At 72.1% G+C, this 12,695-nt stretch carries 9 protein-coding genes and 1 pseudogene; 2 read left to right on the forward strand and 8 right to left on the reverse strand.

Features of this window, described 5'->3' with window-relative positions:
• The first annotated feature begins 221 nt into the window (after positions 1-221).
• Together ABD259_RS09375 and ABD259_RS09380 are read left to right on the forward strand one after the other, a co-directional pair.
• On the forward strand, positions 222-2,474 hold the full coding sequence (locus ABD259_RS09375; protein WP_344161546.1) for an apolipoprotein A-IV repeat region-like domain-containing protein: 2,253 nt from the start codon (positions 222-224) through the stop codon (positions 2,472-2,474).
• A gap of 137 nt (positions 2,475-2,611) precedes the next feature.
• Positions 2,612-3,190, forward strand: coding sequence for a Uma2 family endonuclease (locus tag ABD259_RS09380; protein ID WP_344161549.1), 579 nt, complete (start codon positions 2,612-2,614; stop codon positions 3,188-3,190).
• Positions 3,191-3,253: 63 nt separating this feature from the next.
• Here the strand turns inward: ABD259_RS09380 and tsaD are convergent, their stop codons facing one another.
• From tsaD to ABD259_RS09420, 8 genes and pseudogenes are all read right to left on the reverse strand, one after another.
• A complete protein-coding gene (gene tsaD, locus ABD259_RS09385) occupies positions 3,254-4,294 on the reverse strand; it encodes a tRNA (adenosine(37)-N6)-threonylcarbamoyltransferase complex transferase subunit TsaD (RefSeq protein WP_344161552.1) in 1,041 nt (346 codons plus the stop codon).
• A 122-nt stretch (positions 4,295-4,416) separates the two neighbouring features.
• A pseudogene (rimI, locus tag ABD259_RS09390) lies at positions 4,417-4,893 on the reverse strand (ribosomal protein S18-alanine N-acetyltransferase); the annotation flags it as partial.
• The gene (gene tsaB / locus ABD259_RS09395; protein WP_344161555.1) at positions 4,881-5,555 is read right to left on the reverse strand and encodes a tRNA (adenosine(37)-N6)-threonylcarbamoyltransferase complex dimerization subunit type 1 TsaB; all 675 of its coding nucleotides are present in this window, start codon (positions 5,553-5,555) and stop codon (positions 4,881-4,883) included. The gene tsaB and the pseudogene rimI, both read right to left, overlap by 13 nt.
• 11 nt (positions 5,556-5,566) lie before the next feature.
• On the reverse strand, positions 5,567-6,061 hold the full coding sequence (gene tsaE / locus ABD259_RS09400) for a tRNA (adenosine(37)-N6)-threonylcarbamoyltransferase complex ATPase subunit type 1 TsaE (RefSeq protein WP_344161558.1): 495 nt from the start codon (positions 6,059-6,061) through the stop codon (positions 5,567-5,569).
• A 161-nt stretch (positions 6,062-6,222) separates the two neighbouring features.
• Positions 6,223-7,365: an alanine racemase gene (gene alr, locus ABD259_RS09405; RefSeq protein WP_344161561.1), complete on the reverse strand. Its 1,143-nt coding sequence runs from the start codon at positions 7,363-7,365 to the stop codon at positions 6,223-6,225.
• A 486-nt stretch (positions 7,366-7,851) separates the two neighbouring features.
• A complete protein-coding gene (locus ABD259_RS09410) occupies positions 7,852-10,035 on the reverse strand; it encodes a PrsW family intramembrane metalloprotease (protein WP_344161564.1) in 2,184 nt (727 codons plus the stop codon).
• A 170-nt stretch (positions 10,036-10,205) separates the two neighbouring features.
• The gene (locus ABD259_RS09415) at positions 10,206-11,516 is read right to left on the reverse strand and encodes a methyltransferase family protein (RefSeq protein WP_425573503.1); all 1,311 of its coding nucleotides are present in this window, start codon (positions 11,514-11,516) and stop codon (positions 10,206-10,208) included.
• Positions 11,517-11,548: 32 nt separating this feature from the next.
• Positions 11,549-12,655 carry a hypothetical protein gene (locus tag ABD259_RS09420; RefSeq protein WP_344100348.1) on the reverse strand — a complete coding sequence of 369 codons (1,107 nt, stop codon included), beginning with the start codon at positions 12,653-12,655 and terminating at the stop codon, positions 11,549-11,551.
• Positions 12,656-12,695: the final 40 nt, after the last annotated feature.

Below are 12,695 nucleotides of genomic sequence, written 5' to 3' on the forward strand. Positions count from 1 at the left end.
CCGGATTCTCTGTCGGCCGTGCAGACGGAGAGTGAACCCCTAACGAACTCTGGTTCACCACGCCTCGCAGGCTTACGGCGAGTAGGCGTCGGACATCCGAATGTGAACGCAATACGTCGGCAGGTCCCGCCCCGTTACTTCCGTGCCGGCGATTCTCTCCACAACACCCCCGTCCTCCCGTCGGAGCAGGACTGGGGCGCCAGAGCCAAAGGAGCACCTCGGTGGAACAGTCGAATCACAACTTCCTCAATGGAGGAGGTCAGACCGGGATCTCCGACCGAATGCGGGACCTCCTCTCACGGGCCGCGCAGGACCAGGTCTCGGAACAGAAGACGCAGGGCGCGATCTCCGAGGAGATGCGCCAGCGCCTTGAGGGCATGGAGTGGCTGCTACGTGAGTTCCGTGAGCGGGAGTTCGCCACGCTGGCGGAGGGCCTCGCGACGGTGCAGAGCCGCGTCGACGAGCTCAGCACGCGCCCGCCGGAGTGGGCCGAGACCCTCGCCGAGCACATCGCGTTGGTCGGCGAACGGGTCAAGCCGCTGGCGGAAATGGCCACGCTGCGCACCGACGTCCGCCAGATCGGCGGCAACGTCGACACCGCGCTGACCCGCCTACAGGGAGTCATCGAGACGGGCTCCCGCACCGCCGCCCAGGTCGACGCGGTGAGCGAGCGCCTGGAGGAGCTGGCCTCCACCATCGAGGCGCGCTTCAGCCGCGCCGATGAGGCCATCGAGTCGCTGGCCACCCGCGCCGAGGCCCTGGAGGCCGCGATCGCGGGCGTCGGCGAGCGCGTGGACGGCCAGCACGAGGCCGCCATGAGCTCGGCGGCCGAGCAGCACGAGGCCCTGACCGCCGCCGTCGCCGAGGGCCGCGCCGCCCTGGAGCAGGCGGTCACCGAGGGGCGGGAGGCGCTGGCCGAGGCCTTCAGCGAGCGGCACGATGCCCTGCGAACCACGCTGCTCGAACAGCACGAGGCGGTCACCGCCAAGCTCGACGACAGTGTCCAGACCCTGACCGACACGTCCCAGGAGCACCACAGCACCGTCGCCACGAAGCTGGAGACCACCGCTGAGGACCTGGGCGGCAGGCTCGACGGCGCGACCGAGACCCTGAGCGGCAAGCTCGACAGCTCCACCGAGCAGCTGAGCGGCAAGCTGGACGGCGCCGCCGAGGAGCTGCGGACCAAGGTCGACGCCAGCACCGAGGAGCTGCGCGGCACCGCCGAGACGCACCACACCGCCCTCACCGCCAAGCTCGACGACGGTGTCCAGACGCTGACCGGCACCGCCCAGGAGCAGCACGAGGCGCTGACCACCGCCCTGCGCGAGAGCGTGGCCAACCTCAGCACGCAGGCCGACGAGAACCACGCCGAGGCCACCGCCGCGGTCGCCGATACCAACAGCGCGGTCGTGAAACTGGCCGAGGCGACCGACGAGAAGCTCGGTTCCTTCGGCACCCACCTGCGTGAGCGCCTCGGCGAGCTGAACGACCAGCTCGAACTGCAGCGCGCCGAACTTCGCGAGCGCGACGACCAGCAGCGCGAGAGCATCCTCGCCCGGCTCGCGGAGACCACCGAGACCCTCCGCGCCAAGGCCGAGGAGGACCTGGCGACAGCCACGTCCGCCCTGGCCGAGATGCGCGCCTCCCTGGACCGCAACGTCCGCGAACTCAACGAGAAGGTCGACGAGCGGCACACCGCCCTGACCGAGCTGAGCGAACAGCACCGGTCGGCTGTCGCCGAGCACTTGGAGCAGCACAGCGCCTCGGTGGACGAACGGCTGGAGGAGTACCGCGCGTCCGTCGACGAGCGCCTCGACCAGCAGCACCGGGAGCTGAGCGGCAAGGTCGAGACGCACCTCAGCACCATCACCGGCAAGTACGAACACGGGCTGGGCCGGCTCTCCGACCGCTTCGACACCTTCGAAGGCCACTTCGAGGGCAGCTTCGAAGGCATCGACGGCAAGATCGACGGTGTCGACGGTCGCCTCGACGGCCTCAACGGCCGCCTCGACGGAATCGAAGGCCGAGTCACCGGCGTGGAAGGCCAGTTCGAGGGCGTCAACGGCCACATCAGCGGGGTCGACGGCCGCCTGGAGGCCGTGGACGACCGCCTCGAAGCCCTCAACCAGCGCCTCGGCCAGCTGCCCGCCTCGATGGAGGTCAGCGAACTCCACCGCCGCCTCACCGAACTGGCCGACCGTCCGGTCATCGACCACTCCGACCGCTTCGACGCCGTCGACCGCGCCCTGATCGAGTCCCTGGAACCGATCCTCCGCGAACTCCAGAACCGCCCCGACCGGCACGAGTTCGAAGAGACCATCAACGAGGCCGTGGAGACGTCCCACGACGACGTCACCAAGCGCCTGGCGTCCCTCGAAGAGACCATGCTCGCCCTCGCCGAGGCGCTGCTGCGCCCCGGACGCGACGGCAAGAAGAAGCGCCGCCGCGACGAGGACGACGAAGACGACGAGTAACTCGGGCGTCGTCACCCGCGCGGCACCAAGGGCCGGTCCGTACGGGCCGGCCCTTTTTCCTCAGCCTGTGGAAGGTCTCGCCGCTCTGGAGATGCCCCGCCTATCATGCGGTCGCAGACGATGTCAGAGGAGTGACCATGGCGATCAGCCTGCCGGATCGACACACCACGGCCGGTTCGTTACGCCGACAGGTGGAGGAAGCTCCGACTCCCAGAGGCTTCCGTGTCGAGATCATCAAGGGACGCATCGTGATGTCACCGACTCCCTCGTTCAAACACGGGGGCATCGTCCGGCGGATCGAGCAGCAGCTCCTCGCCCAGCTCGACGAGGGTCGGATCGCACAGCAGATGTACTCCATCGCGTCCCCGATCGACGCGGACGACTACACCTCACCCGCCCTGGTCGTCGTTCCCGCCGCGGTGGAGGACGACGATGGCTGGCTGCTGGACTCCGATGTCGTGGATCTGACGGTCGAGGTCGCGTCCCCGGGCAACGCGAACTCCGATTTCACGGACAAGCTTGAGGAATACGCGTCCTGGCACATTCCCGTCTATCTCCTCGTGGATCCCCGCAAGGGTGACATCTTCGTCTACTCGGATCCGGGCAATGGCAGGTACCGCACCACGCACGAAGCGCGCTTCGGTGAAGCCATTGAACTCCCGTCGCCGCTTGACGGCATCCGGATCGAAACCACAGGCTTCCGGCGCTACAGGTAGGCGGCCCTCGGCCCGCATCGCTCCGCGCACCGCGCGATGGCGGAGCAGCGGTTCACCTCGCCGTTAGACCGCGAGAGGGCGGTTGATCGGCAGGGAGGTGTCGGTGGCCAGGTCCAGGGCGGACGGCGTCAGGCCCGCGGCGACGACCTCGGCGCCCAGGGCGGCGATCATGGCGCCGTTATCGGTGCACAGGCGCGGGCGGGGGACGCGGAGTTCCAGCCCGGCCTCGGCGCAGCGCTGTTCCGCCAGGGCGCGGATGCGGGAGTTGGCGGCCACGCCGCCGCTGATGACCAGGGTGCCCACGCCGTGTTCGACGCAGGCGTCCACCGCCTTGCGGGTGAGGACATCGGCCACGGACTCCTGGAAGGCCGCGGCGATGTCGGGGACCGACAGATCGCTCCCGTTGCGCTCACCGTCCTCCACCCACCGGGCGACCGCGGTCTTCAGGCCGGAGAAGGAGAAGTCGTAGGTGCCGTCGCCCCACTTGCCGCGCGGGAAGCGGATCGACGTGGGGTCGCCCTCACGGGCCGCGCGGTCGATGTGGGGGCCGCCCGGGTAGGGCAGGCCAAGCAGGCGGGCGACCTTGTCGTAGGCCTCTCCGGCGGCGTCGTCGACGGTGTCGCCGAGCGACTGGACGTCGGTGGCCACGTCGCGCACCAGCAGCAGGGAGGTGTGGCCGCCCGACACCAGCAGCGCGATGGCCGGCTTGGGCAGCGGGCCGTGCTCCAGCTGGTCCACCGCCACGTGGCCGACCAGGTGGTTGACACCGTAGAGCGGCTTGCCGAGCGCGAGAGCGTAGGCCTTGGCGGCCGAAACTCCGACGAGCAGCGCCCCGGCCAGGCCCGGCCCGGCCGTCACCGCGATCGCGTCGACGTCGGAGAGCTTGGCCCCGGCGCTGTCGAGCGCGCGGTGCACGGTCGGCAGCATCGCCTCCAGGTGGGCGCGGCTGGCCACCTCGGGAACGACGCCGCCGAAGCGGACGTGCTGCTCGACGCTGGACGCCACCTCGTCGCCGAGCAGCTCGCAGCCGCGGACGAGGCCGACGCCGGTCTCGTCGCACGAAGTCTCGATCCCCATGATGAGGGGCAGGTCACGGTTGCTCATCGCGTCTTCTCTTCATTCTCCGCCACGGTCGCGTCCGCGCCCGTGGAGGTGCTCAGGTCCGGACTCGTGGCGGCACCCGCGCCCGCGCGCGTGCCGTTGGCCGATGCCGACAGTCCGCCCGCGGCCCGCTCGGCGGCCGTGGCTGAGCGGCGCATCACGATCGCGTCGGCGTCCTGGTAGTAGCGGCGCCGGATGCCGATCTCGGTGAACCCGAAGCGGCGGTACAGCTCCCGGGCGCGCGGATTGTCGGAGCGCACCTCCAGGAAGAGGTCGGTGACCCCGCGTTCTCCGGCCTCGTTGACGAGTTCCGTCAGCAGCGCGGAGCCGATGCCTCTCCCCCAGTGGGACTCGGCAACGGCGATGGTCTGCACGTCGCCCTGCGGCGGCACGGCGCGCAACCCCGCGTAGCCCACCACCGTTTCCTCGTCGTTGTCATCGTGCGCGACAACATAGTGCCGGGAGGCCTCCGCCATCTCACCGCGGAGCATCCCCTCCGTCCAGGCGTCCTTGGGGAACAGCTCGCCCTCCAGCCGGATCACCTGGGCGACATCGGCGGCGGCCATCGGGCGCAGCGCGACACCGGGGGTCACGCCTGCCATTGCCGCACCTTCTTCGGCGTTCCCGGCACGACAGCGTCGGGGCGGCGCAGGTAAAGGGGGCGGGGCTCGGGCAGTTCCTCGCCCGAGGCCAGCCGGCGCAGCGCGACTTCGCCCAGGGCCGCGGCGGACGGGTACAGCGGCTCGGCCTCCGCCTCGTCCTGCCCGAAGACCTCGGCGTACATCTGCGCGCCGTGGCCGATCACCGGCAGCCCTCCGGTGTCGATGTCGCCGGGCCGGTCGACGGAGATCTCACCGGTCCGCGTGGTGGCGTCGGCGTAGTGCGCCCAGAACACCTCCTTGCGGCGCGCGTCGCTGGCCGCGATGAAGGGGGCGGTCCGGCCGGAGGCGAACGCGATGGCGTCCAGCGTGGCGACCCCGTGGCAGGGGATGCCCAGCGCGTCGGCGAGGGCGTGCCCGGTGGAGAGCCCGACCCGCAGGCCGGTGTAGGGGCCGGGGCCGATGCCGACCGCGATGTGGGTCAGCTCGCCGAGGGTCACGCCCGCCTGTTCCGCGACGTCGCGCACGCTCGGGGTGAGGAGTTCGCCGTGGCGGCGCGCGTCGACCGAGGACGCGCTCGCGCGCACCCGGACGCCGGAACCAGAGAACTCGCAGACCGCGGCGGTGACCGCCGGGGTCGCGGTGTCGAAAGCCAGTAGCAGCACGATGGTCCAGCCTATTCCGCGCTCAGTACCGCATCGGCCCACCGCGGGCCGACACCGGTCAGCCGGACGGTGCGGGTGTCGTTGGGGAGCCGGTCGATGGAGATCTCCAGCCGGTCGTCGGAGAGCTCCTCGGCGACACCCTCGCCCCACTCGACGATGGTGACCGAGTCGGCGAGCCCCGCGTCCAGGTCGAGGTCGTCGACCTCGGCGGCGCTGCCCAGCCGGTAGGCGTCGACGTGCAGCAGCGCCGGTCCGCCGTCGAGTGACGGGTGGACGCGCGCGATCACGAAGGTGGGCGAGGTGACCGGTCCGCGGACGTTCAGCCCCTCGGCGATGCCCTGGGTCAGGGTCGTCTTCCCCGCGCCGAGGGGACCGGACATGATCAGCAGGTCGCCGGGGCGCAGCAGCCCGGCGATGCGCTTGCCCAGGTTCCGCATGGACGCGTCGGTCTCGGCGGTGACGAGGGCGGTCGCGCCCAGCGTGGTGGTCTCGGTGGTATCGGTCATGAGCTCACAGCGGTGTCGAAGAAGATGTGGCCCGAGGTCGGTGCCTTTCACCAGGGTAGGCAAAACTCCGCACTCGCGTGTCCCCGCGACGGAAGCCGTTCCCTGCTGGTCGCGGATCGCGCGAGGGAAATCCGCTCCGCTCTGCCCTGGGGCGGGGCACTTCAGGGGAAAGACGGGGATCTCTCACCGCCGACGTAGACGCGCGGCACGCGCGGGCTGATGCGCGTGACGATCTCGTAGGGGATCGTGCCCAGTGCCGCCGCCCAGTCCTCGGCCGTGGGTTCGCCGTTGTCGCCGGGGCCGAAGAGGATGGCGTCGTCGCCGGCCTCGGCGTCGTCATCGCCGAGGTCGAGGACGAACTGGTCCATGCAGACGGTCCCCGCGACCGTGCGGCGGCGTCCGGCGGCCAGCACCGGCCCGAGGTTGGTCGCGGCGCGCGGGATGCCGTCGCCGTAGCCCAGGGGGATGAGGGCGAGGGTGCTCGGACGCGTGGTGGTGTAGCGGTGCCCATACGATATGCCGCTGCCCTCCGGAACCCTTTTGACCAGGGCGATCTTCGTGTGGAGGGTCATGGCCGGGCGCAGCTCGGGAAAGGTGAGCTCGGGGATGGGGTTGATCCCGTAGCTGGCGATGCCGGTGCGCACCATGTCGAAGTGGGTTTCGGGGAGGGTGAGGGTCGCCGGGGAGTTGGCCAGGTGGCGGACCTCCGGGCGCAGCCCGCCCTTCTCCGCCACCTCCAGGGCCTCGTGGAACACGTTGATCTGGGAGGCGATGGAGGGGTGTCCGGGCTCGTCGGCGCAGGCGAAGTGCGACCACACACCGGTGACCTGGAGCAGTCCGGCCGCTTCGGCGCGGGCGGCGGCGGTCACGACGTCCGGCCAGTCGGCGGCGGTCACGCCGCCGCGGGTGAGCCCGGTGTCGGCCTTCAGGTGGACGCGGGCCCGGCGTCCGGCCTCCCGCGCCGCTGTCGCGATCTCGTCGAGCAGCCAGAGCGCGCTCACGCCGAGGTCGATGTCGGCGGCGATCGCCGCCGACAGGGGGGCGCCGGGCGGAATGATCCACGCGACCGTGGGCGCCTGGATCCCCGCGCCCCGGAGTTCGAGGGCCTCCTCGATGAACGCCGTGCCCAGCCAGGTCGCGCCGCCGGCCAGCATCGCGCGGGCGGCCGGGATCATCCCGTGCCCGTAGCCATCCGCCTTCACGACGCCCATGACCTGCGCACCTTGCGCCCGACCGCGCAGAACCGCGACGTTCTCACTGATCACGCCCAGATCGACGCGGGCTTCGGCGAAAGAAGGAGGCATACCCCAAGTCTGGCACGCGTACGGAGCGACCTGCGCGGACTCGCCGCGGCACAGACAAGCGGCACAGACGAGGGGAAAAGTTGGCAGATTCCGTGCGGGGTGACGGGGAGGAGGGTTGGGGGTCTGCTGGGCGGCCTTGTCGGCGGGCACCTTCCCGCTGTTCGGTGGTGAAAAGCGGCACCGAGGCCGGAGGGAGTGGGGGCGCCGGGCCCCAACGGGTGGGGCGGAGCCGGGGCGCGGCGTGCGGGGCCTCCTCCGCCGATGATCATGGGGAGAGTCCCGATTCTGTCCGTTTCGCCGGAAGAATCACCATGATCATCGCGACAAGGCGCGGAGAGCGCTTTCTCACCCCTCGGGGGCCACCCGGCCCCACCCGGTGGGCGATAGGGAAGCCCCCACTCCCTCCGGCCTCGGTGCCGCTTTTCACCACCGAGCATCGGGAAGGTGCCCGCCGACAAGGCCGCCCAGCATGCCCCCGGCCCCCTCCTAGCGCCGAAGCAGCCGATCGGTGCTCCTGGGCAGTGCCGTGCCCGCCAACGCGGTCAGCGCGTAGGCGGCCTGGCCCGGAGCGCAGGCGCCGAGGACCAGGCCGATGTTGCGGCCCGGTATCCGCAGGAACTCGCGCACGGTCGGGTAAACGCGGGGCACGCTCCAGCCGCTGATCAGCAGGCTGAGCAGAGCGACCATCGCCGCCCCCACCCACACCGCCTCGGCGGTCGGCAGCGTTCGCAGCCACTTCTCGGCACCGCCCACGACCGTGAGGGCGTAGGCGGAGGTGGCGGAGCCCGGCGTGCCGCCGTCGCCCGCGGCCACTCCCACGTGCGGGTGGACGGCGATCAGGGCAGCGGCGGCGACCGCGACGGCCCCGGAGGCGGGAGCGGGTGCCAGTGCCCCGCGCAGTCGGCGCGCCGACGCCGTCAGCTCCTCCTGGCGGGGGAAGCGGCGCCAGGGCCGGTCTCCGGCGCGCGCCGCGCCCATCGCGTAGGCGCGGCGGTTCCGGAGAAAGTCCCAGGTCGCGGCGAGCGTGGCCGGCCCCCGGCTCGCCGCCGCGATCATCACCGCGAACTCGTGCAGGATCGTGGAGAGCGTCGTCGTGAGCGTTACCGGGAGGAGGGCCCAGGCGTAGGCCGCGCGCTGGAACACCGGGGCGATGTCGCCGGGGACGCGCACGCGCAGGCGCACTGATCTGCCGCGCGCCCAGCGCCGCAGCGCCGCGAGCGGCGGTTCGCCCGGCAGGGCGGGGGTGGTGTCGGCCGCCGAGAGGGTCAGCCGGTAGTCCATGAGCACCGCGGCCACGAGCAGGAGCAGCAGAACCCAGCGGGTCGCGGCGCCGCCGCCGGTGACGGCGGCGAGGAACGATGTGACGGGTGTCGGGTCGACCCCGGCCAGTGCCGCGTTGAAGTTCATGTGTTCCAGCGCGGCCATCCACAGGGCGATCGGCGGCAGGAACCAGAGCCGCGCCCCGTAGTGGCGGCGGCCCACGATCGCCAGGCCCAGCGCGGCGCCGACGAGCCCGGTGGTGACGGCGTGGCCGGAGAACTGCACACCGAGCCCGGGGAGTTCGACCCATCCCGGGAACAGGGTGAAGACGTCATAGACCGGGGCGGGCGCGGGGGCGGTACCGCCGGTGACGGCGCGCAGCGCCTGTTCGGCCAGGTGGAAGCCCGCCCCTGAAGCGGCGGCCAGCAGCAGGTAGTCGACGGCGGCGAAGCGCTTGAAGCGGCGTCCGGCGACCGTCCGGCAGAGGAGCAGGGGAAGGAGTTTGATCGGTTCCTCGACGAGGACGGCGATGTAGGTGGGGCCGACCCACGCTTCGACGCCGCCCAGCGTGCCGGACAGCAGCCGCTCGGCGAGGGCGGCGGGCCAGATCATCAGCGCGCCGAGCGCCAGCACGCGCATCAGCGTGGCGAAGCCGACGGTGCGGGAGCGGGCGAACCACGCGAACTGTGCCATCAGCCACAGCGTTCCGACCAGCACGGGAAGCGCCACCGAGACGCCCGGCACGATCAGCCCGGCGACCAGCAGAACCACCACCATCGCCCAGCCCCAGGCGCCGCGCGCGGCGCGCATCCATGTGACGGCCTGGTCGGCGCTCTCGCGGAGCTTGCGGCCGCGCACCGCGACCCGTTCGGCGAGGTCCGGACCTGGTGTCCGGGGCCCGGGTGGGTGTCCCTGGTCGATGCAGCCGTAGAGCTGGGCGGCGCGCAGCAGCGCGGGGTCGCGGTCCTTACGGGCCTCCTCGGCGAAGCCGGTGCGGGCGCCGGCGAGGTCGCGCCCGACGAAGGGGCACAGGAAGTCGTCGGATCCGGCGGCCACGGTGAGCTCGGACGAGGTGACCAGGACCGCGGCGGACAGGTCCTCCACGGCGATCAGCACATCGGTGGGTTGGTCTCCCCAGGCGCGGATGACGGCGACGATGCTGGTGGTATCCGCGGGCACCTCGGTCACCGGTTCGAAGGCGAACTCGTTGCGGGTGCGACAGATGAGGAGGCGGTCGACGCCCACGGCCCGCCCCGCGGCGACGATGGTGTCGATCAGGGAGGTGTCGCGGGGGGCCGTGAAGGGGACGACGATCTTGCGGTCGGACCGGAGCCAGTCCTCATCGAACTCGACGGGGTCGGCGCACAGGCGCAGGACGAGATCGCGGGTGAGCATGGCCTGTTCGTCCATGGGATCCCTTGTTGTCTAGGGCATTGTCTAGTGCCGAATCCGACAAACTTCGATAATTCCCCCGCCTTATCGTTCCGAGGTGAGTCCCCTCCCCCGGCGATCGCCTACGCTATCGCGCCGGTGGCAGCCCAGGGCAAGGCCTGGACGGTGGTTCACCCGCCGTCACCTGTTCACCGCGGATGATCCAGGGTGGTGCCCGCGCCCGTGTCGAGGGCGGTACCGGTACCCGTGCCCGGTCGGGGCTCCTTGGGCCCCGCACCCAGGGCATCGGCCACGAGCTGGGCGAACCAGCCGACGCCGGGCAGCACCAGCAGCCAGCCCAGGAGCGCCCACCCGAGGTGGAGGTGCTCCAGTGCCCGCGCGAGCGCGGCGATCCCGGCCGCGCGGGTGCCGTCGGCGCTCTCATAGGTCAGCCGCCGCAGGCCACCCGGATGGGACTCGGCAGGGCGCAGGAGCAGCGCCACCGGCCGGCGCGCGGCCACCCACCCGCCGAGCCCTGAGCACATGTCGCAGCCGCCCGCCACGTACAGCGTCGCCTCCGGGCGGCCCGGCCAGGGGCGGACATGGGGGACCCAGGGGCGGACCGCCGCCCGGTAGCGCGCCCAGGGCGCACCGAAGACGCGCTGGAGCTGGGCGCCCTCGTGCCAGGAGGCGATGCCGGCCCCGTAGGCGAACGCGACCAGCGCTCCGACGAGCAGCCGCGGCTCGGCGGCGAGTACCGCGCACCCGGTGAAGGCCACAACGATGGAGAGCTGCATGGGGTTGCGCACGTAGGCGTAGGGGCCGGTGGTGACCAGCCGCTTGGGCGGGTCGTAGGGCAGCGGGGTGCCCCCGCCGGCGCGGGCGAATTCGAGGGCCGCCGCCAGCCCGGGCAGGAGCAGGACCGCCAGAACCTGGGCCCCGGCCGCGGTCACCGGTAGCGGCCAGGCGGGCCCGGCTCCAAGCAGGTAGAGCGGGAGCCCGAGCATGATGGCCCCGGCCAGCCCCGCCTGCGCCCAGACACGGACGCTGAGGAAGCGGTCGTGGCGCGTCCAGCTCCCCAGCAGGACGGCGGGGAGGAGGCAGCCGGCCACGCCGACGGCCTCGCCGGCCATCCACCCCGGGGCCAGCCGGACGACCGGCGCGGTCAGCGGCATCAGGATCAGGTCCAGCCAGACGATCGCCCCGACGACGAGCGGCAGCGGCAGGTCGCGGGCGAGCAGCACGGGCAGCACGCCCCACAGCAGCGCCCACCCGATCCAGAGGTCCACCGGGACGCCCAGCGCCACCGCGCCCTGCGCGTGGAAGGACCACCAGCCCACGTGGAAGGCGAGCAGGTTCAGCCCGAAGACGGTGATCCCGCTCCAGGCCGTGGCGACGATCGCGGCGGCGGCATCGCGCGTCGATGGCCGGTGCACGGCGACCAGCGCCGCGACCACCAGCGCGGGTGCGAACAGGGCGACCGTCCGGATGACCGCCGGATCTCCGGTGACCGGCGGCATGCCCCAGACCAGCCGGGAGACCGCGACGGCGGTCACCGCGCCGGCCTTCCACCGGTGGGTGGACCGGCGGAGACGGCGCTCGCCGCAAAGGTGTCGGCGAGGTACCCGGCGGCCTCCCCCACCGCGTACTCCTGGACTGGGCCGAAGTACCAGGAGGGGTCATAGGTCCGCTCGTATGAGAGGGTCCAGCTCAGCCGGGTTCCCTCGCCCTCGGCCCGCCAGGCGGGCTCCGCCTGGCGGAGGTCCAGCCACCGGGCCAGGGTGGTGTCGTCGGTGACCCGGAAGACGACACGGCCGCTGTCGGCGTCGACGTCGCTCTCGACGACTTCCAGTGTCATGCCGCGTCGGGCGGGTGGCGAGCCGGGCCCGGACGCGTGGTGCGGGGTGAACTCGATGACGCGCTGGGCGCCCACCTCCAGCCCGGTGCCGCGCGCCGCGACCGGCGCCGGGAACGGCAGCATCGTCAGAAAGGCCGATTCGACCTCACCGTACTCGGGGGCGGCCGCGAGCGCGGCGGCCACCTGCTCCGGTGCGGCGTCCACCACCCGTTCAGCCGACCCCGAGCTGCCCCGGGGGAGGTAGCTGACCCCCGCGACACCTTCCAGGGCCAGCAGCGCGATCACGGGCGCCACCACCAGCGCGCTCGGCCCCGCCGACCAGGTGTTGATCGTTCGGTCGACGCACCATCCGATGAATCCCGCCACCGCGAAGAACAGGGGCGAGGCGATGACCAGGCAGATCAGCCCTTCGCCGAGCAGTGGTCCGGCGAGCAGCAGGCCGATGGCGGTGGCCCCCGTCGCCACGCCGACGGGGCTGCGCGGGCGGGCGAGCAGGACGACCATCACCGCGATCAGCGCCGGAAGGCCGACGTAGAACAGGGCCGTCTCCTCCAGTCGCCCCACGGTGAGTACCCGGTAGCCGAGCATCGCGGCGAACAGCGCGAGCAGCACGGCCGCCAGGGTCCAGCGCGCCCTGCGGCGCGCCCGGGGCTCCGGCTCGTCCGAGTAGTGGTATTCCGCCGACACCAGCCCGTCGTCCTGCCTCGGCCGGTCGGCGCCGTCCGCGCGCGGCCCGGAGGGGTGCCCGGGCGGTTCGTCCTCGTGCACGGCGTCCTCATCCCTTCGCGGTGGCTCGACCATCGCTTGATCGCTCGATTTAATCAGGCGATTAAAGCGTACG

Origin of the sequence: Nocardiopsis rhodophaea, assembly GCF_039530945.1 — a bacterium.
Lineage (GTDB): Bacteria > Actinomycetota > Actinomycetes > Streptosporangiales > Streptosporangiaceae > Nocardiopsis_C > Nocardiopsis_C rhodophaea.

What these genes read in the sequence shown, in the direction of transcription:
- ABD259_RS09410 (WP_344161564.1), bottom strand. Translation starts at nt 10,035, where the DNA reads ATGGACGAACAGGCCATGCTCACCCGCGATCTCGTCCTGCGCCTGTGC.
- ABD259_RS09380 (WP_344161549.1), top strand. Translation starts at nt 2,612, where the DNA reads ATGGCGATCAGCCTGCCGGATCGACACACCACGGCCGGTTCGTTACGC.
- ABD259_RS09415 (WP_425573503.1), bottom strand. Translation starts at nt 11,516, where the DNA reads ATGCCGCCGGTCACCGGAGATCCGGCGGTCATCCGGACGGTCGCCCTG.
- alr (WP_344161561.1), bottom strand. Translation starts at nt 7,365, where the DNA reads ATGCCTCCTTCTTTCGCCGAAGCCCGCGTCGATCTGGGCGTGATCAGT.
- tsaE (WP_344161558.1), bottom strand. Translation starts at nt 6,061, where the DNA reads ATGACCGATACCACCGAGACCACCACGCTGGGCGCGACCGCCCTCGTC.
- ABD259_RS09420 (WP_344100348.1), bottom strand. Translation starts at nt 12,655, where the DNA reads ATGGTCGAGCCACCGCGAAGGGATGAGGACGCCGTGCACGAGGACGAA.
- tsaD (WP_344161552.1), bottom strand. Translation starts at nt 4,294, where the DNA reads ATGAGCAACCGTGACCTGCCCCTCATCATGGGGATCGAGACTTCGTGC.